The sequence below is a fragment of the Paenibacillus sp. ALJ109b genome (assembly GCF_010747435.1).
Classification (GTDB): domain Bacteria; phylum Bacillota; class Bacilli; order Paenibacillales; family Paenibacillaceae; genus Paenibacillus; species Paenibacillus taichungensis.
Genome location: NZ_JAAIFP010000001.1, coordinates 407,981 through 432,505, shown reverse-complemented (window position 1 = coordinate 432,505; position 24,525 = coordinate 407,981). Strand labels below are relative to the sequence as shown.

Annotated in this window: 20 protein-coding genes; 17 read left to right on the top strand and 3 right to left on the bottom strand. The window is 46.2% G+C overall.

All coding sequences use genetic code 11. The annotated features are described in order from the left end of the window. Positions 1-144: 144 nt before the first annotated feature. The 6 genes from G3352_RS31535 to infC all read left to right on the top strand — a co-directional run bounded on the left by G3352_RS31535 (position 145) and on the right by infC (position 7,216). Positions 145-1,230 carry an HAD-IIIA family hydrolase gene (locus G3352_RS31535; protein WP_163753256.1) on the top strand — a complete coding sequence of 362 codons (1,086 nt, stop codon included), beginning with the start codon at positions 145-147 and terminating at the stop codon, positions 1,228-1,230. 148 nt (positions 1,231-1,378) lie between these two features. After that, entirely contained in the window at positions 1,379-3,316 is a 1,938-nt protein-coding gene (locus G3352_RS01730) for an LTA synthase family protein (protein ID WP_163753254.1), read from the top strand. A 194-nt stretch (positions 3,317-3,510) separates the two neighbouring features. Continuing rightward, positions 3,511-4,518, top strand: a complete 1,008-nt coding sequence (locus G3352_RS01725) for an LLM class flavin-dependent oxidoreductase (RefSeq protein WP_163753252.1) — start codon at positions 3,511-3,513, stop codon at positions 4,516-4,518. A gap of 90 nt (positions 4,519-4,608) precedes the next feature. After that, entirely contained in the window at positions 4,609-5,361 is a 753-nt protein-coding gene (locus G3352_RS01720; RefSeq protein WP_345940707.1) for a metallophosphoesterase family protein, read from the top strand. Positions 5,362-5,666: 305 nt separating this feature from the next. After that, the gene (locus G3352_RS01715; RefSeq protein WP_163753250.1) at positions 5,667-6,599 is read left to right on the top strand and encodes a manganese-dependent inorganic pyrophosphatase; all 933 of its coding nucleotides are present in this window, start codon (positions 5,667-5,669) and stop codon (positions 6,597-6,599) included. 125 nt (positions 6,600-6,724) lie between these two features. Beyond that, positions 6,725-7,216, top strand: a complete 492-nt coding sequence (gene infC, locus G3352_RS01710) for a translation initiation factor IF-3 (protein WP_163753248.1) — start codon at positions 6,725-6,727, stop codon at positions 7,214-7,216. A gap of 187 nt (positions 7,217-7,403) precedes the next feature. Here infC and G3352_RS01705 read toward each other — a convergent pair whose 3' ends face one another. After that, on the bottom strand, positions 7,404-8,231 hold the full coding sequence (locus tag G3352_RS01705; protein ID WP_163753246.1) for a protein-glutamine gamma-glutamyltransferase: 828 nt from the start codon (positions 8,229-8,231) through the stop codon (positions 7,404-7,406). 274 nt (positions 8,232-8,505) lie between these two features. On the opposite strand from G3352_RS01705, the gene G3352_RS01700 reads away from it, so the two are divergent. Further along, positions 8,506-11,253 carry a PAS domain S-box protein gene (locus G3352_RS01700; RefSeq protein ID WP_163753244.1) on the top strand — a complete coding sequence of 916 codons (2,748 nt, stop codon included), beginning with the start codon at positions 8,506-8,508 and terminating at the stop codon, positions 11,251-11,253. 98 nt (positions 11,254-11,351) lie between these two features. Here G3352_RS01700 and G3352_RS01695 read toward each other — a convergent pair whose 3' ends face one another. After that, positions 11,352-11,564 (bottom strand): cation:proton antiporter regulatory subunit, encoded by a 213-nt coding sequence (locus G3352_RS01695; protein WP_053779896.1) that lies wholly within the window; start codon positions 11,562-11,564, stop codon positions 11,352-11,354. 142 nt (positions 11,565-11,706) lie between these two features. Continuing rightward, entirely contained in the window at positions 11,707-12,447 is a 741-nt protein-coding gene (locus tag G3352_RS01690) for a hypothetical protein (protein WP_163753242.1), read from the bottom strand. A gap of 752 nt (positions 12,448-13,199) precedes the next feature. On the opposite strand from G3352_RS01690, the gene G3352_RS01685 reads away from it, so the two are divergent. The 10 genes from G3352_RS01685 to G3352_RS01640 all read left to right on the top strand — a co-directional run bounded on the left by G3352_RS01685 (position 13,200) and on the right by G3352_RS01640 (position 24,525). Further along, on the top strand, positions 13,200-13,706 hold the full coding sequence (locus G3352_RS01685; protein WP_163753241.1) for a GH12 family glycosyl hydrolase domain-containing protein: 507 nt from the start codon (positions 13,200-13,202) through the stop codon (positions 13,704-13,706). A 262-nt stretch (positions 13,707-13,968) separates the two neighbouring features. Beyond that, positions 13,969-15,663, top strand: a complete 1,695-nt coding sequence (locus G3352_RS01680) for a M3 family oligoendopeptidase (RefSeq protein ID WP_163753239.1) — start codon at positions 13,969-13,971, stop codon at positions 15,661-15,663. Positions 15,664-16,013: 350 nt separating this feature from the next. Continuing rightward, the gene (locus G3352_RS01675) at positions 16,014-16,871 is read left to right on the top strand and encodes a GNAT family N-acetyltransferase (protein ID WP_163753237.1); all 858 of its coding nucleotides are present in this window, start codon (positions 16,014-16,016) and stop codon (positions 16,869-16,871) included. 285 nt (positions 16,872-17,156) lie between these two features. Beyond that, complete coding sequence (locus tag G3352_RS01670) at positions 17,157-18,308, top strand: iron-containing alcohol dehydrogenase (protein WP_163753235.1); 1,152 nt, start codon at positions 17,157-17,159, stop codon at positions 18,306-18,308. A gap of 211 nt (positions 18,309-18,519) precedes the next feature. After that, the gene (locus G3352_RS01665; protein WP_163753233.1) at positions 18,520-20,139 is read left to right on the top strand and encodes an ABC transporter substrate-binding protein; all 1,620 of its coding nucleotides are present in this window, start codon (positions 18,520-18,522) and stop codon (positions 20,137-20,139) included. Beyond that, positions 20,136-21,080 carry an ABC transporter permease gene (locus G3352_RS01660; RefSeq protein ID WP_240342883.1) on the top strand — a complete coding sequence of 315 codons (945 nt, stop codon included), beginning with the start codon at positions 20,136-20,138 and terminating at the stop codon, positions 21,078-21,080. Before G3352_RS01665 ends, G3352_RS01660 begins: the two co-directional genes overlap by 4 nt. Next, on the top strand, positions 21,077-21,943 hold the full coding sequence (locus tag G3352_RS01655; RefSeq protein ID WP_163753231.1) for an ABC transporter permease: 867 nt from the start codon (positions 21,077-21,079) through the stop codon (positions 21,941-21,943). Before G3352_RS01660 ends, G3352_RS01655 begins: the two co-directional genes overlap by 4 nt. Beyond that, entirely contained in the window at positions 21,943-22,695 is a 753-nt protein-coding gene (locus G3352_RS01650) for an ABC transporter ATP-binding protein (RefSeq protein WP_163753229.1), read from the top strand. The genes G3352_RS01655 and G3352_RS01650 overlap by 1 nt, the downstream gene beginning before the upstream one ends. Positions 22,696-22,697: 2 nt before the next feature. Further along, on the top strand, positions 22,698-23,483 hold the full coding sequence (locus tag G3352_RS01645; protein ID WP_163753227.1) for an ABC transporter ATP-binding protein: 786 nt from the start codon (positions 22,698-22,700) through the stop codon (positions 23,481-23,483). Continuing rightward, entirely contained in the window at positions 23,467-24,525 is a 1,059-nt protein-coding gene (locus G3352_RS01640; RefSeq protein ID WP_163753225.1) for a pyridoxal-phosphate-dependent aminotransferase family protein, read from the top strand. The genes G3352_RS01645 and G3352_RS01640 overlap by 17 nt, the downstream gene beginning before the upstream one ends.

Below are 24,525 nucleotides of genomic sequence, written 5' to 3'. Positions count from 1 at the left end.
TTGTGAACATAACTTGTTTATGGTGTTCACTTGTCTGCTGTCAACGTATGACGATCACCTTGCGGATTCGTTACCTCTTTTTAATTTGAAATAAAAAAACGGAATCCATTTCGTCCACAATGAGCACAAGGAGAGACATCCAATATGACCACTTATGATAATCCCTCTATCCAGGCTATCTTTATCGACCGGGATGGCACCATTGGAGGTACAGATGAAATACGATATCCTGGTGAACTGGAGCTATATCATGGAGTTGAAGAATCCATCCGGAAACTTTCTGGAAAGGGTATCCAATTGTTTGGATTCACGAATCAACCGGGCATTACAAAAGGTAAGTCAACGCTCAAAGCTTTTCAGCAGGAGATGAGGCTTTTTGGCATTGAGCATACTTATGTCTGCCCTCACCCTGCTAAGGCTCAATGTGAGTGCCGTAAACCACAACCAACGATGCTCAAACAGGCAGCACTAGAACATGATTTGAATCTTGAACAATGCATTGTTATTGGAGATCGGTGGTCTGACATGACTGCTGCGCGTGCAGCTGGCTGTTTATGCATATTGGTGTTGACCGGAGCAGGCATAGAGTCGCTTGAGGAGAACCGCACCCGATGGGAATCGCTGGAAGCAGACTTTTTGGCTACTGATTTTAACGCTGCGGTACAGTGGATTTTACAAATGAGGGAGAAGCCAATCGAGGATGTTATTATTCGCCATGCTTGTGCCGAAGATGCGCCTCGTCTGCTGGAACTACATCGGGCACTGGATCGTGAAAGTACTTATATGCTCTATAATCCGGGAGAGCGCAAGACCACGTTGGGCGGGCAGGCTCGTTTTATAGATCAGTTGAACGCTACTTCGAATAGTTCAATCTGGATCGCGGAGCATCAGGGCAAAATCATCGGCCATCTTACGGTCATTGGGGGCACAGCAGAACGTATCCGACATCGGGCGAGTATCGTTATTGGAATAAGACAGGCTCATACCGGCCAAGGCATTGGCAAAAATCTAATATCAGCAATGGAAGAATGGAGATCTACTGCGGGCATTACTCGCCTTGAGCTAACTGTCATGAGCCATAATTTTAATGCGATAGCTTTATATCATAAGGTTGGATTTAAACAGGAAGGAATCAAGCCTAATTCTTTATTGGTAAATGGTACATATGTGGATGAAATTATTATGGGTAAGCTGTATGAGGACATTAACAAGAGCAGCTTAACTTTGTAGAAACGAGAGATTTTCAGAAAAAGGAGTTTGCATAAACTTTTTTTGTCTGCTGCATCCCCTCATGGAATACCAACCCCAAAACTGTTATACTGAAATATGCGTTTTGTAAAAGGAACGTAAAAATTTCAGATAAGGGTTGAAAGCGACCATGTTTAATTCCAAAAATGAGCGGACCTCATCACGGACCTTATTTGCCGTGTTATTTATTCTGATGCTGCTGAAGCTGTCGCTTTTGCGGTATTTCTTTTTCCAGGGTCTGTCCGGCATCGGTTTCGTTACTGACGCTTTGGGGGCCCTGACAGTGGTATGCATCCTCGATCTGATCGTGCCAAAAGCCTGGAAGCGTTCAGTGTACGCGGGTTTTAATGTGTTGTTCTCGCTTGTATTGTTCGCGGCGACACTCTATAACGTACATTTCAGTTCGGTTCCCACATATACGGCACTCAGCGAACTGGGCCAAGTCGCCCAAGTCAGAGGCAGTATCGGACCTTTGGTAAGACCTGAGCACTTCCTGTTTTTTGTAGATATCGTACTGGCTCTGCCCGTATGGTTTATCTTGCGCAGTCGTCGCGCCTCATCTCGTAACATCAGCTATCGCGACAGTGGACTCCATTTCGGAAGAAGCCGGAGACGGTATTGGGGCAAGTTGGGCGTAGCCCTTACGGCTGCATTTTGTATCGTGCTGTCAGGCAGCTTCATTGTCAAAGGGGAAACGATTGATAATGAACTAGTTCGTGCCGAAAATCTCGGTTTCCTGAATTATCAGGTGTCATCTGCGATTCTGACGAGCAAAGAGAATGAAGCCATTGCGAATGGCAACATTAACGAAACCATCGACAAGATTAATCAACTGGTTAGCAAGTATCCGTATCAGGATAAGCCGAATCAAGGCACAGCTATCAAAACCAAATATTTTGGTCAGGCCAAAGGAAGCAACCTGATTGTTCTCCAACTGGAGTCATTTCAAAACTTCCCTATTAATGCTTCTCTCGACGGCCAAGTATTAACCCCGGTTCTGAATGATCTGGCAAAAGAAAGCTATTATTTCTCTCATTTTTTTCAACAGATCGGACAGGGAAATACATCGGATGCTGAGTTCATGTCGAACACATCCATTTATCCAACCGGAGTTGTACCCATGTCAGCAGGGTATAGTGACCGTGATCTGCCAAGTCTTCCAAAACTGCTTGGTAAAGAAGGGTATGAGTCAGAAACGTTCCACGTCAATGACGTCACCTTCTGGAACCGGAACAAAATGTATCCGGCGCTTGGATTCAATCGATACTTCGACAAGCCTAGCTTCAAGAATGATAAGTTTAATGATTTTGGACCATCGGATGAGGAATTATATCGTGTAGGTGTGGAAAAAATGGCTGCGCATCAGGCTGCTAATCAGCCGTTCTATGCTCAGTTCATTACAGCATCCAGCCACTCACCGTTTACGGTTCCTGCGGACCGGGCGAGAATTACCATCCCGGCCACAATCACCAATACGTTACTGCATGATTACCTGCAAGCAATCAATTATACGGATTATGCGGTAGGTCAGCTGATCAATGAGCTCAAGGCAAACGGGTTATGGGATAACACAACACTCGTTATATATGGCGACCATTTCGGACTGCCGGCAAACGATGAGATTACTCAGCAGATCCAGACCAATCTGGGCGTGCCCTATGACGGTAAAGTTAGCCGCTTCAACATCCCGCTCTTGATCCACACGCCGAAACAGGCGAAAGGTCAAGTTATAGAACAGCCTGGCGGTCAGTTGGATATTTTACCAACGGTGATGAACCTGATGGGTGTCTCTTTGAAGGAAGAGAAATTTACAGCCTTTGGACACGATCTGCTTAACATGGACCACAATGCGTTCGGTATCCGGTATTACTTGCCGACAGGTTCATTTGTGAATAATGACATTATGTTTATTCCGGGTGCGGGCTTTGATGATGGGACTGCCTACTCGTTAAAAACGTATGAACCCGTCACGGATTTGGAGCCGTACCGTTCCGATTATGAGCACGTGCTCAGTTTGATGAAGCTGTCTGACGAGTATGTGAAGCTGTTACCCAAACGTGCACCGTAATTGAATTCTTATATGTATGAAATACTATAACGTCACTGGCTCACGAGCTGGTGGCGTTATTTGTTTATTCATCGTAAATCGAAACGTGTAATGAACATGTAACTGAGAAGCAGATATCCTTTGAAACTGTAATCAATAATGTTACAATGGAAGATGCAGCCACTAACGCAGGATGATGAAAGGAATGAATATAGATGAAACTTAGTGTACTTGAACATGGACATATTAATGAAGGACGGACGGTACAGGATACCCTTCAGGAAACTGTAACTCTTGCCAAACATGCAGATGAACTGGGCTTCTCCCGCTTCTGGATGTCGGAACATCACGGCAGCGGGGCACTGTCATTTTCCAGTCCGGAAGTTATGATTGCACACGTTGCAGCACATACAGATCGAATTCGCGTAGGTTCAGGCGGCGTAATGCTGCCCCATTACAGTGCATATAAAGTTGCCGAGAACTTCCGTTTGCTGGAAGCGCTGCACCCTGGCCGAATCGATCTTGGCATTGGCAGAGCACCGGGAGGCATGCCGATTGCCAGCAGAGCTCTGAATGAAGGAAAGTCATCGAATGTGCAATTCTTCCCGCAGCAGATTGCCGATCTGGGTGGATACTTTCATGAGGAGCTGCCGGAGGATCATCGTTTTGCATCCTTAGTAGCTGGACCATCCGTACCAACTGTTCCCGAAGTATGGTTGCTCGGCTCCAGTTCCGAAGGTGCGCGAATTGCTGCGGCACAAGGTACCGCTTATGCATTTGCCCAATTTTTCGGAACGCCGGGTGGGGAGGAAGCGATGAAGCATTACCGCAGACATTTCAAACCTTCCATCCTCAATGACAAACCACATTCCATGATTGCGGTGTCGGCATTCTGTGCAGAGACCGAAGAAGCGGCCGCTGATCTTGCTCGCAGCAATGAGTTATTTTTCCTGCGGCTTGGCCGGGGTCTGGAGCAGAACTCATTCCCATCCCTGGAAACGGTGAATAACTATCCATTTACGGCCATGGAGATGGAACAGATTCGTCAACGTCGTTCTTTTTCCATTGTGGGTACACCGGATCAGGTAAAAGACAAAATTACGGCAATGGCTGAACGCTATGAAGCGGATGAAGTCATTATTGCATCAGCGGTTCACTCATTCGAGGATCGTTTGCGTTCATTCAGCTTGATAGCGGAAGCCTTCAATTTAAAGCAGGATTAATTGGTACTGAACGGGAATTATATTCTGAAATGGCTGGAACCTTGTTTAGCAAGGTTCCGGTTAACTCTTGCGTGATCAGGGAGAGGAGAGATTCACATTCGCAGATGTGTCATTAGTGATATTCATGGCTGTTACGACGAATTCAATGCTCTGCTTGAGCAGGCAGCATACGATCCGAAGCAGGACGAGCTGATTTTGTTAGGTGATTATGTCGACCGCGGACCGAAGAGCAAAGAGGTTGTGGAACAGATTATGCAGATGCACGAGCAGTACAACATTATTGCGATCAAAGGGAATCATGATGCGATGATGGTCAAGGCGCTGAGTCATGATGTCGAGGAGTATGACAAACATTGGATTCGTAATGGAGGTTTACAGACACTGGCCAGCTATGCCGAGGTTTCTTTGGATGATGAGCAGTTGGACTGGGATGTTTATACTGAAGCCAAACAGTGGCTCCGTACACACTACGAGCATCATCTTCGTTTTTTGGAACAGCGTCCCCTTGTATACGAAATTCCTGGTTATATCTTTGTACATGCCGGGATTAATCCGGATGTGGAGGATTGGCGGGCCCAGTCAGAGCGTGACTTCATTTGGATTCGGGAGCCGTTCTATTCCAGACCAACCTCGCTCAAGGAGACGGTGGTATTCGGTCATACTCCAGTCAAAAATTTGCATAACGAGCCAGGTGTCTGGTTTGACCCCAGTGGAGACAAGATTGGCATTGATGGTGGATGTGCTTATGGTGCTCGATTGAACTTGCTGGAGATCAGCGAAGACGGAAGTGTGCAGACTCTTTTTGTGAAAAGAGGAGAGACCCGTCAGGGTCCCGAAGTTTAATCCACACGGCGAATTTCAAATAAATCCCTTAATCAAGAGTATAAATTAAATCCCGTTGAAGCTCTAACCTGTTACTTTCTTGAGAATGTGGATTGGTATACATACCGACAATGGATCCAAGCTGGTGGAACGGCAGAGTTGTGCATTCGTTTACGGAGTATAAAGACAAGACCCTGACATGATTTTGTAATTAATTCGCTGTAAAGGGATTGGAATTAAGCCTTATTAACGCTATAATCAGTAAGGGTATGATTGAAATATTACATTTTATTCATCTAAATCAGAATTGACGGAGGGCTATTAATATGGAAAAAGCATTAATCTTCGGTCACAAAAATCCCGATACGGATACGATCTGCTCGGCCATTGCCTATGCAGACTTGAAAACAAAATTGGGTCAGGACGTTGAAGCTGTTCGACTCGGCGAAGTAAATGGCGAAACTCAATTTGCACTTGACCAATTCAAAGTGGCAGCGCCACGTCTGATCAAAACAGCAGCTAACGAAGTGAACAAGGTCATCCTGGTTGACCACAACGAGCGTCAGCAAAGTGTCAGCGATATTGAGGACGTGACGGTGGTTGAAGTTATCGACCATCACCGGATCGCAAACTTTGAGACAAGCCAGCCTTTGTATTTCCGTGCAGAACCTGTAGGTTGTACAGCAACCATTTTGAATAAATTGTACAAAGAAAACGGCGTGGAAATCAGCGCACCGATTGCTGGTCTGATGCTGTCCGCGATTATTTCCGACTCCCTGTTGTTCAAATCTCCAACATGCACAGAGCAGGATGTAGCAGCAGCACGTGAACTGGCTGCCATTGCTGGTGTAGATGCAGACAGCTATGGTCTGGATATGTTGAAAGCGGGCGCAGACCTGAGCCAGAAAACGATTGCTGAACTGATCTCCCTGGATGCAAAAGAATTCGCTATGGGCCAAGCAAAAGTGGAAATTGCACAAGTGAATGCAGTTGACGTGAATGATGTGCTTGTGAAGCAACCTGAGCTTGAAGCAGCGATTGAAGCCATTATTTCGAGCAAAGGTCTTGACCTGTTCGTATTTGTCGTAACCGACATCCTGAACAACGATTCCGTTGCATTGGCTTATGGTGCTTCCACCAAAGCTGTTGAAAAAGCGTACAATGTGACATTGTCGGATAGCAGAGCGGTGCTCAAAGGCGTAGTATCCCGCAAATCGCAAATTGTTCCAGTTCTGACCGAAGCGTTCAACTCGTTGTAAGATGCACAAAACCGACGTATAACCATTACGTCCAGATATACGATGAATATTCAGTTACAACATCCAAGCCTGCTCTTGATCTGTCATAGGTCAGGACAGGCTTTTGTTGTAGAGGAGGATGTACCATGATCAAAAATGAAAAGATTAAAGCGACTGAAGTCCAGCTGACCGGCCTGAACGGTGAAGATCTCGGCATCATGTCTACGCGTGACGCACTTGCACTTGCGAAGCAGCATAAGGTGGATCTGATCTGTATGTCTCTAATGACCAGCCCGCCGCCTTGCAAACTGATTGGCGCTGGAGCAGCGAGACAAGAAAAGCAGCAAGAGAAGAAGAAAGCTGCGAAAACACCGGATAAACGTAAAGTGAAGGAGATCCGACTGAATCTGCAGATGGAAGACCACGACCGGGAGACCAAGCAATCTCAAGCAGAGCGTATCTTGACGAAAGGGGACTCGGTGAGGCTCGTCATTCAGGTACATGGAGCCAAGGAAGGAACAGCAGGCAAAGAATGGGCAGAACAGCTGTGCAAATCTCTGGCTGAGTATGGCAGTAAAACGACGGGTATTCAGGTAAGTGGCAAGCAGGTCGTTGTACAGTTAGACCCCATCGGATAATAACGATGATCGTAATCAGCTGAATAACATTGAACTATGGTATCCGATCGTTATCGTTAATGGATTGGCTGTCCCAAGTGTTCCAAAAAACCCCGTGAAGCAACAGTTGTGCTGTTGTTCACGGGGTTTTCAGCATGAAATATTGTTACAGTACTTTAACACCTAATGAATTACGCTTCAAGCCGGTTTAGGTTCGCAAATAACGACTGCCGCCAATGCGTACGTACAACTGTCCTGGCAAGACCGGGGTAGATGAGGCTGCCTGTGAATTCGCGTTAGTGTTTTTGGCGTAGCGGGATAGATATAGAAAGTCAGGATAAATAACCGTATCCATTAAATAGGCTGACACTGTGCTTCCAGGAATGCGATTTTGATTCAGTGAACGAATGACTTCTTCCCCGCTTGCAATCCCGATTCCATGACCATAATATAAGTCTTCACGCAGCATAATGGTATTCTCTCCCTGCCACTCTGGTGTTTCAGGGGAAACGTCCGGATTTTTGAAGTACAATACATCTCCAGGAAGCGCCGAGTCGCTGCCGTTCTTCTCTGTTAATCGCAGATCGCTATCATAGTGCCAATCGTAGAGTAACAGGTCGCGAAACAGTGAATTGAAATCATCTTCCCGAATACTGCCCAATACTCCGCCATATAGAACAATCACGGTCGCTGTTGCACATTCAAAGGCATACAAATGACCATTCTTCCAAATGTCCCGGATTCCCTCCGCAGGCGTCACCTCAGCCCTTAGCTCAAAGCCACCTTCAGCATTTCGGTTCCAATAGGCAGGATTACATCTGGATTTCTCGAACGAGGCAAAGCTGACCCCACTTCGATCGAGTGCTTCCGCTGCATCCACCAGAGACTCGCGCAACGTCCATTCAAAGTGAAGATGATCCATGGATTGATATTTGTATACTGTTGGATTGTTCTGTAGTTGTTGTAACCAATGCCATGCAAAAGCAGACCAATCCGAACGCACCAGCTCAATCGGTTGATTCGCAACAATGATCATAATCATAACCTCCAGTATCATTTGGATGTTCAGCCTTGTACAAACGGATATGCACGCGTATTCTGTAGTATATGACGCCACTTATACGGTTTTTTATGTCTACCAAGTACAGACAGCATGAACACACGATAAGAATGTCGATAATTGCCTGAATTTTTGTTGATCTCGTTTATAAATCATGACATTTGGGGTACTACTCTTATAGATGAAGTTATGTTCAGGTCGATCTGTTCATACGGAATATATTCAGATTCCCCATAAAGGAGGATATGTGGTGTCGAATCCAATTGCAGAGAATCGCTCTCTGTTCGAGCAGTTATACACACATGCACCGATCGGCATTGCTGTTGCTTCGCATGTGAACGGACGTTGGCTTCAGCTTAATCCGGCATTTTGTGAAATGCTGGGGTGCAGTGAAGATGAATTGATTGACTCTCCGATTGTACATATGATCTATGAGGAAGACCTAGAAATGGAGGAGTTTAGATCCAAGTTCTGGGATATGACTAATGGATTAAGCCTGATGTATGAAACCGAGTTACGGCTTAAGCGTAAGGATGATTCTCTTCTGTGGGCGACATTACGAGCCTGCATCGTCAGGGATGAAACGAGTGGAGAGCCGCTTTATCTGCTTGTGCAGGCAGCGGATATTTCGAAGCAGAAGGACGCAGAGAGTCGACTCATTATACAACGCAAGCAGTTGGAGGAGAGTAGTCGAATCTCAAGATTGCTGGTTGAATCCTCGCTTGACCTGATTGCCATTCACCATGCCGATCCGGAAAGGACGTTCAAGTACGTATCTCCAGCCAGCCAAAGCATGTTGGGATATGACCCAGAAGAAGTGGTTGGTCAATCTGGCCTGTTCTGCATCCACCCCAGCGATTTACCTCTTGTCGAAGCTTACGTGGCGGGTCAAATTCAGGGTCTTGCTCCTGATCGAATGAGCTATCGGCTTTTGCATAAAGATGGTTCTGTTGTATGGGCAGATACCATCACTCATTATCTATATGACAAACAGGGGAATCTGCAGGAAATGATCGCGGTGACCCGTGATATTACAGCAAGCAAGCAGCAGCAGTTAAGTCTTCAAGAATACCAATCATTGTTCGACAGTAATCCACTTGGAGTTGCTTCATTGGATCTGGAAGGAAACCTGTTGAAGGCCAATGCAGGTCAGGAGCAGTTGACAGGCCATACCAAGGAGGAACTTCTTAGTTCATCTTTTGATCATCTGATTGACCCAGTTGATCTGGATAAAACAAGGTATCATTTTGAAGAGACTGTAAAAGGAACCGCACAGAGCTATGAAGTAGGGCTGATTCACAAAGACGGACAGCGTATTGAAACGAGTGTGATTAATGTTCCGATTTTGCTCGAGGATCGGGTCGTAGGCGTCTATGGAATAACCAGCGATATTACAGAGTCCAAAAGGTATGTAGAGGAAATTGAAAATCTCAGTTATGAAAGGGCGTTGATTCTCAATGCCATGTCTGAGGGAGTCATTGGGCTGGATCAGAATGGAAATCTGATATTTGCCAACCCGATTGCAACAGAGATGATGGATTTCTGTCCGTCTGAGATGAATGGCAAGCCACTTGAAGAGATTATGTTACAAATGCAAAGCGAGGGTATCCCTTATCCGTCCAACGGCACTCCGATTCTTCAAGCTGTACGTGAAGGGAGAAGCCTGCAGCGTTCTGAGTCTGTATTTTGGAAGCAGGATGGCTCCAGCTTTTTGGCGGAATTCCAACTGAAACCGATTTTGGAGCAGGGGGACAATCGTGGGGCAGTTCTAGTTTTCCGCGATATGACATCGGTGAAGGACATCATTCGTGCCAAGGAAGTTGCAGAACATGCGGACCGGGCCAAGTCCGAGTTCCTGGCGATTATGAGTCATGAGCTTCGTACACCTCTGAATGGAATCATGGGCATGGCTCACCTTTTAAAAGAAACAGAGCTGGATGAGGAGCAGAACGGCTTCGCTGATATCATCATCGACAGTGGTGAATCACTGCTGCATATTTTGAATGAAATCTTGGATTTCAGCAAGATTGAAGCAGGCAAAATGGATCTCGAACGACAGCCAGTGGATCTCAAGGCTGTTCTTGGCGGGGTTATGGAACTATTTGCGCTTAGAGCTTCCGAAAAGAATATTGAACTATACTGTGAAATGTCAGATCAGATTCCCGAACGCGTAAGAGGCGATGAAACACGGATTCGTCAGATTCTAATTAATCTGGTAGGCAATGCCGTTAAGTTCACGGAGAAGGGAAGCATTCAGGTTCACGTGAACGTTAAGCCATCAGAATTTGACGACGAGAATCACCTTATCTTGTTAGTCTCGGTCAAAGATACGGGCATTGGCATTCCGTTCAACAAGCAGCATCAACTGTTCCAGTCCTTCTCACAGCTGGATCCGGCTATTAATCGCAAATATGGAGGTACAGGTCTGGGGCTGGCTATCAGCAAGAAGCTGGTGGAGCTGATGGGCGGTGCCATTGGTGTACAGAGTGAGACAGGTGAGGGAGCGGATTTCCACTTTACCTTGTTACTTGAACGATGGAAAGATGAGTCTACGGATCGAATTGAAGAAGTGGCTGATAGCGACCTGAAGCTGGATCGAACAAGTCTGGCAGCGGGAATCAAAATTCTTGTCGCTGAGGATCAGTCATTGAACAGCCATTTGCTGGAGGAGATGCTTCGTAAGCTCGGCGGTGTATGTGATATCGTGGAGAATGGTGCAGAAGCGGTGAAAGCATTGGAAAGGGAAACGTATGACCTAATCTTTATGGACATCCAAATGCCTGTGATGGATGGGATTGAAGCGACCTGCCGAATTAGGCAAAGCCATCCTGAAACTCCCGTCATTGCAGCCATCACGGCATTTGCAGGAGCGAACGACCGGGAAGCCTGCCTAAAATGCGGCATGCAGGACTTTATCAGCAAACCGTTCAGCTCTACGGAAATAAGTCGTGTACTAAACACATGGGTTCCGTATATTCGGTCCCGGCAAGAGCGCTGATGGTCTTTTGCCCTAAGAATATAGAGATAAGAAAATAACCTGCCCCTAATTGAGGGAGCAGGTTATTTTGCATATCGTCGGTACTGCCCTGACAGATATCAGGACCATCCTCCAATTAACCCCGAAAGGGTTACACACTCGTCATCTTCCAGTTCTGCAATTAGGGTAAGTTCTTCGTTGTCATTGGGGTCCACCGAGAATAATTCACGGCGTCCATCTTCGTGGACAATTATGACCAACTTATTACCGCTTTTTGTATCAAACTGGTACTTCACTCCGATACCAGGCAAAGGGCATTCTCGGATATTCATGAAACCTGTCACCTCTTTAGCTTTTCCATAGTTAAGTTAAACGTTCACACAGTACGGATGTATTCTACTATCCATAACACCGTTTGGCAAGTCGGAAATGAATTAGTGGTAATCTCATCCAAGCTTCCTGAGCTGTGGTTAGTTATACTTTTCGAGCCTGTCTGGTTCGTCTACGACGGACCATAAACCAGATAAGTAATGCAATGATCAGCACCAAGACAATGCCTCCCGTAATAATAATGTTCCGAATATTCGGGACCTTTACGGTCAAATCCAGCTTATTCGTATTCAGTGGGGAGACGTGCCAAATTAGGGTTTTTCCATGATCTTCGACCAGATCTGCATTGGAATCCTGGGCCTTGATTGGCAGTGTCAGCTTGAAATCAAAATTGACATCTTTCAACAGCAAGTTTTTGAGAAATCCGGGAACCTTGCTGATTTGGTCTTTGACTTCTCCATCAGGTATAGTCTGCAACAGGTCTGCTTCAGCAGCAATATGCAATTTGGAAGTGAAAAAGCCGGGTGTAGTGGATTGCTCCACCTTGATTCCATCAGGAAGATCCGACATGCTGAAGGTAGAGACGGTATTACTTTTCTCATAATGGGTCGTCGCTTTGAGTTGTGTCCGATCTCCCTGATCCGAAACTTCGGCCTGGAAATTATTCTGCTTCAACGTATTTGCGAGCATTGTCATGAGATTCTCTTGTCCCATCATTCCCAAGGCTGAGTCGGTTACGCTGAGATTCAGATCCAAATCGGATGAACCGTCCATATTAACCGTGACATGAGCTTCACCATCAGCACAGGCGGATAGTATAAACAGCATAAGAGTTAGTAAAAAAGCGAATAATAGCTGACGAAAATAGGGTGTGCGAGTCGACATTCAGTTCAAACCTTTCTGCGTATAATCCAATTCCAATTCATAGATTTATAGTATACACCGTATGTATGGCGGATGAAACTTTGTTCATTACAAGAGCAAGGTAAATCGTAAGCTATGATATGATATTTATAAGATTAGAGTGGAGAAAGTAGGCTTACGATTCCCTCTGGGGTCATTCATTGAACGCGTGCGAACGTGCGAACTGTGAATCTGTGTTTTGAATATTTGGATACAGATACGGTGGATGTGGAATAATCGAATTAGTAAGATGACGGTTGGAATTACAATGAAAAAGGACACAATATGTTGAGTGAAAATGAAGATTTCGTATTTTTGTCAATGTTCAGTCAATTCAAAATGGGTTTCACCGTGTAAACTGGTAGTAGTGTGAAGAAATACGGAGCAGGGGGGTTACATTCATGACATATATCATTATTATGGCTATCATTATGGTTGTGGGAATGGTCGGAATGGGCTGGTTCTACAAGATTATGGACAACGATCAACACTAGGGTGTATTGAAAAGAAATGTGAAAAGACAAGCCTATAAGCTGGCTTCGCAATGATGCGAGGCGGGCTTATTTGTATATAATGCCAAAAAGTCTAAATATAGCATGAAATAATGACGGATTTAAGTGGTATGCTTGTATATGGAAATGTTTTACACTTAAAATCTGTAAGCGTTTACATTAAAATGTATGGGAGGCTAACATTATGGGTTTGAAGATGAAGAAAAGATCAGGCAAGAAAGCATGGATGCTGCTGGTTATGTCATTACTGATTGCGGCCGTTCCAATTACAGCCAGCGCAGCATCAATACCGGAGTAAGCTATTCTAAGGCGTCCAACACCACTGGGGAGTATAATAATGCGTATGATATCTGGCTGCACGACATCGGCAATGCGACCTGGTCAAGCACACCCACCGAGGAGATTATGATCTGGAACGATTGGACTTCCGGTGTAGGACCTATTGGTTCCAAAGTGTTCTCGGATGTGTCCATTGGTGGACAAATCTATGATCTGTATCGCGGTGAGATTACCGACAACGGAGTGCATCAATGGTGGGTATACTCGTTCCTGAAAAAGTCAAAATCCCCTAACAACTATAGCATCAACGTCAAAAACTTCACCGATTACCTCATCTCCAAAAGTTACTTTACCAACAGCAAATATGTCAGCAGTGTTGAATATGGAACCGAAATAACGAAAGGCAGCGGCCAGATCAATTACTCTAACTGGTATGTAAACGTTCAGTAACGGCTCTACTTACCATGCCTTTTCCTGATTTAATGAGATGCTGCTCGGAGGAAAACCCATTTCCTGCTGATGCAGCATCTTTTACTTGTGTATTGTACCTAACATTCATCCGTAACATATGTAACGAGTGATGTAGCTCCATTTGACCGATGGACAAATATTTTTCGTAAAGTTGGGATTTTTAGGCTGCTCTTTTGTATAATAGGGTTTAGTTCAACTCGGGGAATCCCGAAATATGCCTAACAGGAAAGGGTGTACATAAATGAAATTTAGTGAGTATACGTATACACGTCCCGATCTGGAACAAATCAAAACGTCATTCCGTGAGCTTCTGAGTGGTTTTGAAGCCGCAACTACGGTTGAAGAGCAGAGTGGATATATGGACAAGATTAACGCTTTGCGCAGTGACTTTGAGACTCAGGCACAATTGGTCTACATCCGTCATTCGATTGATACCAATGATACATTTTACAAAGAAGAAAATGAATTTCTGGATGAAAGCTCTCCGATTATTCAAGAATACATCACCGATTATTATCGGGCATTGGTAAATTCCAAATTCCGTGCTGAACTGGAACAAAAATGGGGCTCACAGCTGTTCCAGCTGGCGGATCAGTCTCTGAAAACATTCAGCCCGGAAATTATCGAGGACCTTCAGAAAGAGAACAAACTTTCTACGGAATACAACCAGCTGATTGCTTCAGCCAAAATTCCGTTTGAAGGTGAAGAACGCACATTGCCGCAGCTGCATCCTTTTGAGTTGTCCACGGATCGCTCCATGCGGGAACGCGCATCGGAAGCAAGATATACGTTCATGGCTGAACATGAGGCTGAATTCGATCGCATTTACGACGAATTGGTGAAAGTACGTACACAGATCGCGAAGAAGCTCGGATACCCATCGTATGTGGAACTCGGCTATGACCGTATGAACCGTACGGATTACAACGCGGAGATGGTGTCCAATTTCAGAGCACAAGTCCGTGATCATATCGTGCCTGTAGCGACAAAGCTCAGAGAGCGTCAGCGCAGCCGGATTGATGTGGATACCCTCTATTTTTACGATCAGGGCTTCAGCTTTAAGACGGGGAACCCGACACCTAAAGGGGATGCGGACTGGATCATTGACAATGGTAAGAAAATGTACGCTGAATTGTCACCGGAAACGGATACGTTTTTCCAGATGATGACCGACAATGAACTGATGGATCTGGTGAGCAAAAAAGGCAAGCAGGGTGGGGGCTATTGTACCTTCCTGAATGATTACAAAGTGCCGTTTATTTTCTCCAACTTTAACGGTACATCGGGCGATATCGACGTATTGACACACGAAGCGGGTCACGCGTTCCAGGTCTATGAGAGCCGTCACTTCGAAGTACCTGAGTACAACTGGCCGACATATGAATCCGCAGAGATCCATTCCATGAGCATGGAATTCTTCACATGGCCGTGGATGGAATTGTTCTTCAAGGAAGATACGGACAAATACAAATTTGATCACCTGTCTTCCGGACTGCTCTTCATTCCTTACGGCGTAGCAGTCGATGAATTCCAGCATTTTGTTTATGCAAACCCAGATGCAACACCAGCGGAGCGCAAACAGGCATGGCGTAATATTGAGAAAACTTATCTGCCGCACATCAATTACAAGGATAACGCATATTTGGAACAAGGCGGATTCTGGCACAAGCAGGGTCATATCTTCTCGTCGCCGTTCTATTACATCGACTACACCCTGGCACAAATCTGTGCATTCCAGTTCTGGAAACGCAGTAACCAGGATATGAAGTCCGCATGGGCTGACTATCTGACATTGTGTAAAGCCGGAGGAAGCCTGTCCTTCACAGGATTGGTAGAACTGGCAGGTTTGAATTCTCCGTTTGAAGACGGCTGCGTATCCTCCGTTATCGGCGATATCGAAGCATGGTTGGATGCAGTAGACGATAAAGCACTATAAGCTATATATGTATTGAACCAAACATTTACACGATAACGCAGAGGACAGAAATAACCTGAAGAAGCGGAGCTAAAAGCTTTCTGAAAGAAGCTGCATCGAAAGCACACGCATCGCCTTTATCCCTGGATTTTCCCTTAAAAGAGGGAATCAAAAAAATCTGGGGATAACAGCGATCGGAAGGTTGTTCTGTCATCGGAGTGGCAAGGGTAAATATTCTCTAGGTCAATAAAAATAAAGGTCGAAGAGGTGAAAGGGAACGAGGAATACACCTGACGTTACAGCATTCTGAGGCAGGGCGGATTTGAATGTATTCATTTCCCTACCCTTTACAAAGAATGCGAGGTTATACCATGTTGGTTTTACTGGATCAACCGTCCCAAAGGAAGCAATTGGCGCCATTCATCTCGGGAACGAACGGGCATGTGGTTATGGGTGGAGTACTTGCAGGACTTCAACGCGGGTGTGTCTATGCAGACCAGCTTCATGCTCCGAACAGCGCACTGATTTGGGCCAAAAACGAAATGTTTTACCTGATCGGAAGATCGGATAATGAACAGTTCAACAGGCTCGTCAGTGAAGTGCTTGTTAAGGAGCTATTACCTGAAGCATTAGGTACTGGCGAAGACATGCTGAATCTTGAAGTTTACCCCGAGCCCGGCTCGGATTGGTCACCAGTCCTGAATCACATGTTCAATGGACGTTTGCGAGAAGGATTGCGAGTTCCTTTTCAATTCAATCTTGCGAAGTATGGACAGTGGCTGGAACGCAGTTCCAGCTCCTTGTTCGTCCCTCCTGGATATGAGCTTCAAGTTATCGATCGAGCTGCAATGCTGGAAGACAAAAGCTGTATCATTGAGCAGGAAATTTTGAAATTCTGGCATTCGGTGGAGGACTTTTTTCAATACGGAGTTGGAACATGCACGGTGCATCAAGGGAAGGTTGTAGGTACATGTATATCAGTGTTTGTCCGTGGCATTCACCATGAAACAGGCATCAACACCTACGATCCGATACACCGTGGCAAAGGTCTGGCTACGGCCATGGCAAGCGCTTATGTGCAATCCGTTCTGGAACGGAAGTGCGTTCCACACTGGACGACAGAGGATTTCCGTCATGATTCCATTACGATTGCGAGTAAGCTTGGTTTTGAACAAGGCAGAGCCTATCCCGTCTATTACATGCCGATTCAGGAACTTCTGGATTGCTGAACATCATCTGCAGGGGCTGTCCTAAAGTCATGAAAATGACCAGGGGCGGCCCCTGTTTTTTGATTCGAGAGGCGAAACCTGTGAATCCAAGATCAACAAGCCCTTTTTAATACACGCACAGATAAGCCAGTTAATGAAGAACAGTCATAATCAATGAATAATTCTTGGATAATTCCGTGCAAATGAAACATTTATCAACTTGGTTGTGATTTATTTCACTATATCTGAAAACGGATTCAGTTACAATAAAGACAGTAAATCAGGGGTAACAGGAGGCTGGTTCAGATGGCAACACACGCTTATTATGTTCCGCCCGTGAACTTGATGGGTAGAGGATGTTTACACGAAGCAGGAAAAATGATTGAGAAAATGGGTATTCGCAAAGCGCTTGTCGTAAGTGATCATCGATTGATCTCTTCCGGCGTTGCTGAACAAGTGCTGTCTATACTAAGAAAATCAGGGTTAGACTATGTGGTATATGATGAGGTTCAGCCCAATCCAACCTGTCAGAATGTACATGACGGACTTCACGTATTTCAGGATCATGGCTGTGACGCCATTATATCGATAGGCGGAGGTTCACCTCAGGATGCTGCCAAAGCGATCGGCATTGTCGCAACCAACGGTGGGCATATCCGTGATTATGAAGGTTTGCATCAATCGAAACATAAGTCCGTGCCGCTTGTTGCAATTAACACAACAGCTGGCACGTCCAGTGAGGTGACCATGAACTACGTGATTACAGATGAGGAACGCAAGGTGAAAATGGTGATGGTGGATCGAAACAGTCTCGTCGACCTGTCGGTGAATGACCCGGAACTGATGCTGAGCAAGCCAGCCAGTCTTACTGCGGCCACGGGCATGGATGCATTGACCCATGCGGTGGAAGCCATGGTAACGCCTGGAGGGTTCACCGTGACGAGTGCTACAGCGGCGGCGGCCGTTGAGCTGATCTTTGAATATTTACCAAGAGCCGTCAGGGACGGCAGTGATCTGGAAGCAAGAGAGCATATGACGTATGCGTGTTTTCTTGGCGGGATTGCTTTTAACAATGCAGGCTTGGGTTATGTTCATGCGATGGCCCATCAACTTGGTGGAGTCTATGATCTGCCACATGGGGTATGTAACGCCATGTTGCTCCCCTATGTAGAGGAATTGAATGCAAAGCATGTGCCAAGTAAATTCCGTCATATTGCCAAAGCAATCGGTATGGATGTAAAAGGCAAACGAGATGAGGAGTGCTCGGAGTATGTGATCGAAGCCATTCGTCAGCTTTCCAAGGAGGTTGGCATTCCTGAGAAACTGTCTGAATTGGGTGTGAAAGACCCTGATGTTGAATTGCTGGCGGATAATGCCATGAAAGATGCCTGTGCACCGGGCAATCCGTATCAACCTTCCAGGGATGAAGTGATGGAGTTATTCCGCAAAATCATATAAAGTTAAGAACAAAGAGAGAGCCAGAATATATTCTGGCTTTTTTGGTGTGTCACGTGCTTCTGAGCCTTATAAATACGGATTCATTTCCTTCATTGGATAAAATAGTTTTATCTCGCAAAGGTCAATATTTTTTGTTTGACAGAGGGGGTGCTTTAATCCATAATCAATCCATACTAAACACATAAGCTTTATTGGAAGGGGAGAGTCAGTCATGTCACAGTTTAAATCATCAACGAGAAAGTCATTATGGGTAGGAGTGTTAACCGTTCTATTATTGGTAATCGTTAGCGGTTGCTCCGGATCGACCAATGATCCCGCTCCCAATGCAGCAGCCCAGCCAGGCACGAGCCAAGGTACGGATGAAAATTCAAAGACGGACGAGACTGCAACGGGGGGGACTTTTGTATATGGTCGGCCGGCTTCCGTAACCTCGTTTGATTTGCATAATCAGATTACATCGAACAACGCTTTCGCCATTGATAAAGTATTTGAACCTTTGGTTGCTTTTGACAACAAGGGCGAGATTGTGGACTGGCTTGCCAAGTCGCATAACATCAGTGATGACGGCTTGACGTATACGTTTGTGTTGCGTGATGGCTTGAAGTTCTCCAACGGTACAGATGTTACGGCAGAGGATGCCGTATTCTCACTGGAGCGGCACTTAAAGGTTGGTGGCCCATTGGCAATATCGGCCAAGGTAGACAGTGTCAAAGCAACGGATAGCCATACATTGGTGATTACGCTTAAAGAGCCGTATACGCCGTTTATCTCTGAGCTTTCCAACTTCTCGAACGGTATTATTCCGAACAATTTTGGCGGAGTTACCGAGGAAGAATTTTTCAAGAAGCCGGTAGGTACAGGACCGTTCGTGGTTGAGCAGTGGGACTCTGCAGGCGATGTGACCTTTACTAAGAACACTCACTACTGGCAAGAAGCAAAGCCATCGGTTGATAAGCTTGTTTACAAGTTGATAGAAGATGACAGCCAAGCAATCAATCAATTGAAAGCAGGAGAAGTGGATGCGATTGAGTCGCTAGCCTTACAAAATGCCGATGAAATAAAGAATGGCGCGGATACAACTGTTGTAACCAACGGCAGCTGGGTGACAGAGCAATTGTTCTTTAATACGCTGGATAAGCATTTTTCAGATGTGCATGTTCGTCGGGCATTGGCTCTGGCACTTGATCGTGACGGTCTGACTAAGGCGCTTACCTTTGGTTATGCACAGACCGCTAATTCATTGCTGCCGACAACGATTCCTTACAATTCGAATGATACGCTCAAGGCACTGAATTTTGATGTAAATGCAGCCAAAGCGGAACTTGCCAAATCGGCCTTCCCTGATGGATTTACTACAAAACTGCTTGTAGCTTCAGGCAACAGCACCAGAGCGCAAGAAGCGCAAATCATTCAGGCAGCGGGTAAACAAATTGGCATTAATATCGAGATTGAATCGATTGAACTTGCTACCTTCCGTGAACGATTCTTTGCTTATGATTTCGCCGCGATGCTGAACAGTGGGCAAGCCGATTCTCCGGAAGCGAACTCGATCATTGCGTTCCAGACTGACCCTGATGGTTTCAGCAAATCATACTGGACGCATTACACCAATGATGAAGTAACCAAGCTTTTGTATAAAGGCCAACAAACACCGGACGGCGATGGCCGGGCCGAAATATACTCCAAATTGCTTCAAACGCTTGCCGATGAAGTTCCTTACATTCCGCTTTATTATCCGGATATTCTGATTGGCGTTCGTTCTTCAGTAGATGGCATTGTTGTTTTGCCTAACGGCAGTGTGCGTTTTGAAGACGTTCGTATTCAGAAATGAAGAAGTTCTGGTTAATCAGTACTGTGGGAAGAGCGTTGGCAGTGATCCTTTGTGTGATGACAGCAGTCTTTTTTCTCATCAGAATGGTACCAGGAGATCCTGCCAAAATGATTCTTGGCGAGTACAGCACCCCCGAGGCCGTTGAGAGCATGCACCATGCTCTTGGGCTGGATCTGCCTCTGGGGGAACAATTCATACGGTTTGTGAAGACACTATTCACTCAGGGGGATACTGGCAACTCCATTATTAACGGAACCTCCACTAGAGAATTGATTGCTGATCGTGCACCGGTTACCTTGCTGCTCATTGCCATGGCATGTGCATTGGCAATTGTCATTGCACTCGTGCTTGCTACACTGGCCGCTACACACAAGGATAAGCTGCTGGACCATTTGATACGTATTTTTCCTACGGTAACGCTAGGTATGCCAATCTTCTGGGTTGGCATCCTTTTGATTCTGCTACTGAGTGTTCATCTTCACTGGTTTCCCGTTGGTGGAGTCGGGGAAGGGTGGTGGGGCACCTTATATAGTTTGACACTTCCCGCCATTACAGTAGCTTTTTCACAGATTCCAACATTGGTTCGTTCATTAAGAGCACAGATGCTTGAAGTACTGGAATCTGATTTTGTAGTTACGTTGAAGGCTGCGAGATTACCGAGCCGGGTCATTCTATTCAAACATGTCCTGCGTAATGCGGCGCTTCCGACGCTGATCCTTCTAGGCGTTAATATCTCTTATCTCATTGGCGGCACATTGGTCGTTGAACAGGTATTTGGTATCAAAGGAATTGGCAGTCTTTTGTTTAGTTCCATTTCTAAACGGGATTTCCCGGTCATTCAAGGCATAGCCCTTTACTGTGCTGTATCTGTCGTGATCATCAGTCTCCTGATAGAACTTCTGTCCAGGTGGCTTGATCCCAGAACGAAAGGAAAACCATGAAAACGATACAAACAGAACCTCAGTTATATGAAGACAGCCAAAACACCAGTCTCATGAATCGTATATTGAAAACACCTACTCTGCTTGTGGGAAGTCTAATGTTTGCCGTGCTGATCATCTTGGCTGTAATCATACCGTGGATTAGTCCTTATGACCCTTCGGAGCAAAATTTAAGTGCCTTTTTGCAACCTCCGTCTGCTGAACATTGGTTGGGCACAGACCAACTGGGACGTGATTTGTTCACTAGACTGATTTATGCCGCGCGAACCGATTTGAGCATTATGGTGCTGGCGGAAATTGTACCCTTTTGCATGGGCGTATTTCTGGGGATGCTCGCTGGCTATTACGGAAAATGGATTGATAAGGTTATATCGTTAGTTACTGATACACTTATCGCTTTCCCTTTTTATCTCATCGTCATTATCGTGGCTTTTGCCAGCGGAGCAGGTGAGCGGGGGATTTATATTACGTTTATGCTCGTTGGCTGGATTGTCTTTGCCCGTGTGGTCAGGGGGCTGAGTGCATCGTACCGCAAGCAGGAATGGATCGCATCTGCACAGACGTTGGGATTGCCGGGAATTCGGATTATCCTTCGTCATCTCCTGCCTAATGTATTGCCTCAGGCGATCGTTGTCCTCATGACGGATATGGTGGGGCTGCTGGTGGCGATTGTTACGCTTGGATACCTGGGCATTGGCATCGCACCACCGACCCCGGATTGGGGCACGATGATCTCGGATGGACAATCCTTTATCACGACAGCCTGGTGGCTCTCGGCAGTTCCGGGATTTGCAGTCGTTTACACGGGAATCGCTTTGTCGCTTGTCGGTGATGGATTGGCCGATGTATGGAGGAAAAAATAATGTCCACAGATCTGATTCTTGAAGTCAAGGCACTGTCTCTGTCAACCAAGTCAAATCAAAAATTAGTTCAAGATGTACATTTCTCGCTCGGACGAGGGGAGAGCCTGGGATTAGTAGGTGAATCCGGTTCCGGTAAATCACTAACTCTTCGTTCGATTCTGGGACTGCTGCCAAACGGTGTAGAGCAGACAGGTGGAACCATTCGTAGTGACGTGAACAGCGCCATGGTATTTCAAGACCCGAGAGGTGCGCTTGATCCGCTCTGTCCCGTTGTTAAACAGCTGGCGGAAGTTGTCTATTACAGGCAAAAGTTAAGCAGGAAGGCCTCTAGGGTAGCAGCGCTGGAATTACTTGAACTGTTGGGTCTTCCCGACTCGTTGAAGCGTGAGGATCGATACCCTAGCCAGCTGTCAGGTGGGCAGTGTCAGCGGGTAGTCATTGCACTGGCCCTGGCGTGCAAGCCAGGCATTCTGCTCTGTGATGAGCCAACAACGGCGCTGGACGTTACTGTGCAGCGTCAAATTATGGAGACGATCCAACGTTTGCAGCATGAACTGGGATTCGCCATGGTCTTTGTAACACATAATCTGGCGATTGCAGCGACGCTGTGCTCGAAGCTGTGTGTGATGAAGCAAGGGCGGATTGTGGAGCACGGGGATTCGCTTAGCGTACTGCAAAACCCGCAAGATCCTTACACCCAGATGCTTATTAACTCGGTGCTTCCTTTACCGAAGCTTGAGGGGAGCGAATAACGATGGAACTTTCTTTGCAAGTTCAGAATGTAACGGTTCAATATGGTGACTTTACTGCGCTGGACAACATCATACTAAATCTTCAGAGGCATACCACGCTTGGTCTTGTCGGTGAGTCCGGTTCGGGCAAATCTACCCTTGCAAGAGTTATTGCCGGGTTAATTACGCCGGATAAGGGGCAGATTTTGCTGGGGGATCAGCCATTAAAGAAGAAGAGAAGTCGTGAGCAGTATAAAAGCATACAGATGATCTTCCAAAATCCGGATGCTTCACTGAATCCCAAACATTCCATTCGGCAGATTCTTGCTGAAGCGCTGTTGTTTCATCGCATTGTAGACCGTTCACAGGTGGAGAAAAGATCGAGAGAGCTCCTGGCCCGTGTCCAGCTGGAAAGCAGGGCACTGGACAAGTATCCGCATGAATTCTCCGGCGGTCAGCGCCAACGTATCGCCATTGCACGCGCTTTAAGCGTAGAGCCGAGTCTGCTGATTGCGGATGAGCCTACGAGTGCACTCGATGTTTCCGTGCAACGGAGTGTGCTCGATCTGTTCAATTCACTTAAGAGGGAACTTAATCTTACGCTACTGTTCATTTCTCATGATCTTGGAGTTATCCATGCTATTAGTGATACGGTAGCAGTGATGCGGCAGGGTCAGCTTGTGGAGATTAGTCCCAAAGATCAATTCTTCACACGACCTGAAACGGCATACAGCCGAGAGCTGCTGTCCGCAGTTCCAAAGATGCCGAAAACAAGTTCTTTAGGAGGTTTATATGAGCCAACAATATAAAGGAAACATCCCCCTTACCCTGTCGGAATACGATACACTTACACAATTGCTCTCCAGGCTTTTGAATACAAAGTATCCTCCGGTGATCATCCCGGGAGAGGCCATCTTGGGCATAGAGGCCGTGGCAGCTGGAATATCTGCACCGGGTCGTACGATTGTCAATGTCGTAACAGGGCCTTATGGCAGTTTGTTTGGTCAGTGGCTTGAACGTGGAGGGGCAACGGTTATTGAAGTCAAAGTTCCTTTTGATGAAGTTGTACCTGTGGAGAAGGTAGCTGCCGCGATTGAAAAGCATCAACCGTCCGCATTATCCTTTGTTCAAGCAGAGGTGGTTACAGGCGGGTCGAATCCCACAGAAGAAATTATAAAAATTGCGCGTGCCCATAACCTGATTACAGTGAGCGACTCCGTCTCAGCAATTGGAGGAGAGCCACTGCTGGTCGATGAATGGGGTGTTGATTTTGTAGCTGTGGGTGCACAAAAAGCCCTAGCCGGGCCTAACGGCATCAGCGCAGTAAGCATTTCGCCACGTGGATGGGAATTTCTCGAATCTAATGCGCATGCACCGCGCAACTCCATCCTGTCTTTGCTTGATCTAAAGCCCTCCGGCGAAGCGGTTGCACCCGTTCGGGTTCCTCCCAACATTCCAACGCTGGAAGCCAGAGCACTGATTTTGGCTTTGACAGCTATTGAGTCTGAAGGATTGGAGCAGGTGATCAAACGTCATGAACAGGCTAGGTTATCTGCTATAGCGGGAATTCAGGCCCTGGGTCTGGAGCCTTGGCAAAAAGATAACAGAACATATTCGACACTGACTACGACGGTTCGAATTTCCGGGGAGAAGAAGTTGCATATTGATCAGCCGATCGGCATCGTTGCTCCTGGAGATGGAGAACTTTTTGATCAGCTTCTGCGAATTAATCATTTTGGAGTTAATGCGTCCTTGGCAGGTGTGGAGGAAGCTGTTGCGACCATTGCAGCATTATTGAATCAAGACCATGAGCAAGCCGTTCAGGCTGTTCGTCTCGTTTGGGGGGAATGA

What these genes read in the sequence shown, in the direction of transcription:
- G3352_RS01650 (WP_163753229.1), top strand. Translation starts at nt 21,943, where the DNA reads ATGTCCACAGATCTGATTCTTGAAGTCAAGGCACTGTCTCTGTCAACC.
- G3352_RS01645 (WP_163753227.1), top strand. Translation starts at nt 22,698, where the DNA reads ATGGAACTTTCTTTGCAAGTTCAGAATGTAACGGTTCAATATGGTGAC.
- G3352_RS01680 (WP_163753239.1), top strand. Translation starts at nt 13,969, where the DNA reads ATGAAATTTAGTGAGTATACGTATACACGTCCCGATCTGGAACAAATC.
- infC (WP_163753248.1), top strand. Translation starts at nt 6,725, where the DNA reads ATGATCAAAAATGAAAAGATTAAAGCGACTGAAGTCCAGCTGACCGGC.
- G3352_RS01640 (WP_163753225.1), top strand. Translation starts at nt 23,467, where the DNA reads ATGAGCCAACAATATAAAGGAAACATCCCCCTTACCCTGTCGGAATAC.
- G3352_RS01690 (WP_163753242.1), bottom strand. Translation starts at nt 12,447, where the DNA reads ATGTCGACTCGCACACCCTATTTTCGTCAGCTATTATTCGCTTTTTTA.
- G3352_RS01715 (WP_163753250.1), top strand. Translation starts at nt 5,667, where the DNA reads ATGGAAAAAGCATTAATCTTCGGTCACAAAAATCCCGATACGGATACG.
- G3352_RS01695 (WP_053779896.1), bottom strand. Translation starts at nt 11,564, where the DNA reads ATGAATATCCGAGAATGCCCTTTGCCTGGTATCGGAGTGAAGTACCAG.
- G3352_RS01725 (WP_163753252.1), top strand. Translation starts at nt 3,511, where the DNA reads ATGAAACTTAGTGTACTTGAACATGGACATATTAATGAAGGACGGACG.
- G3352_RS31535 (WP_163753256.1), top strand. Translation starts at nt 145, where the DNA reads ATGACCACTTATGATAATCCCTCTATCCAGGCTATCTTTATCGACCGG.
- G3352_RS01705 (WP_163753246.1), bottom strand. Translation starts at nt 8,231, where the DNA reads ATGATCATTGTTGCGAATCAACCGATTGAGCTGGTGCGTTCGGATTGG.
- G3352_RS01665 (WP_163753233.1), top strand. Translation starts at nt 18,520, where the DNA reads ATGTCACAGTTTAAATCATCAACGAGAAAGTCATTATGGGTAGGAGTG.
- G3352_RS01670 (WP_163753235.1), top strand. Translation starts at nt 17,157, where the DNA reads ATGGCAACACACGCTTATTATGTTCCGCCCGTGAACTTGATGGGTAGA.
- G3352_RS01660 (WP_240342883.1), top strand. Translation starts at nt 20,136, where the DNA reads ATGAAGAAGTTCTGGTTAATCAGTACTGTGGGAAGAGCGTTGGCAGTG.
- G3352_RS01655 (WP_163753231.1), top strand. Translation starts at nt 21,077, where the DNA reads ATGAAAACGATACAAACAGAACCTCAGTTATATGAAGACAGCCAAAAC.
- G3352_RS01730 (WP_163753254.1), top strand. Translation starts at nt 1,379, where the DNA reads ATGTTTAATTCCAAAAATGAGCGGACCTCATCACGGACCTTATTTGCC.
- G3352_RS01675 (WP_163753237.1), top strand. Translation starts at nt 16,014, where the DNA reads ATGTTGGTTTTACTGGATCAACCGTCCCAAAGGAAGCAATTGGCGCCA.
- G3352_RS01685 (WP_163753241.1), top strand. Translation starts at nt 13,200, where the DNA reads ATGGATGCTGCTGGTTATGTCATTACTGATTGCGGCCGTTCCAATTAC.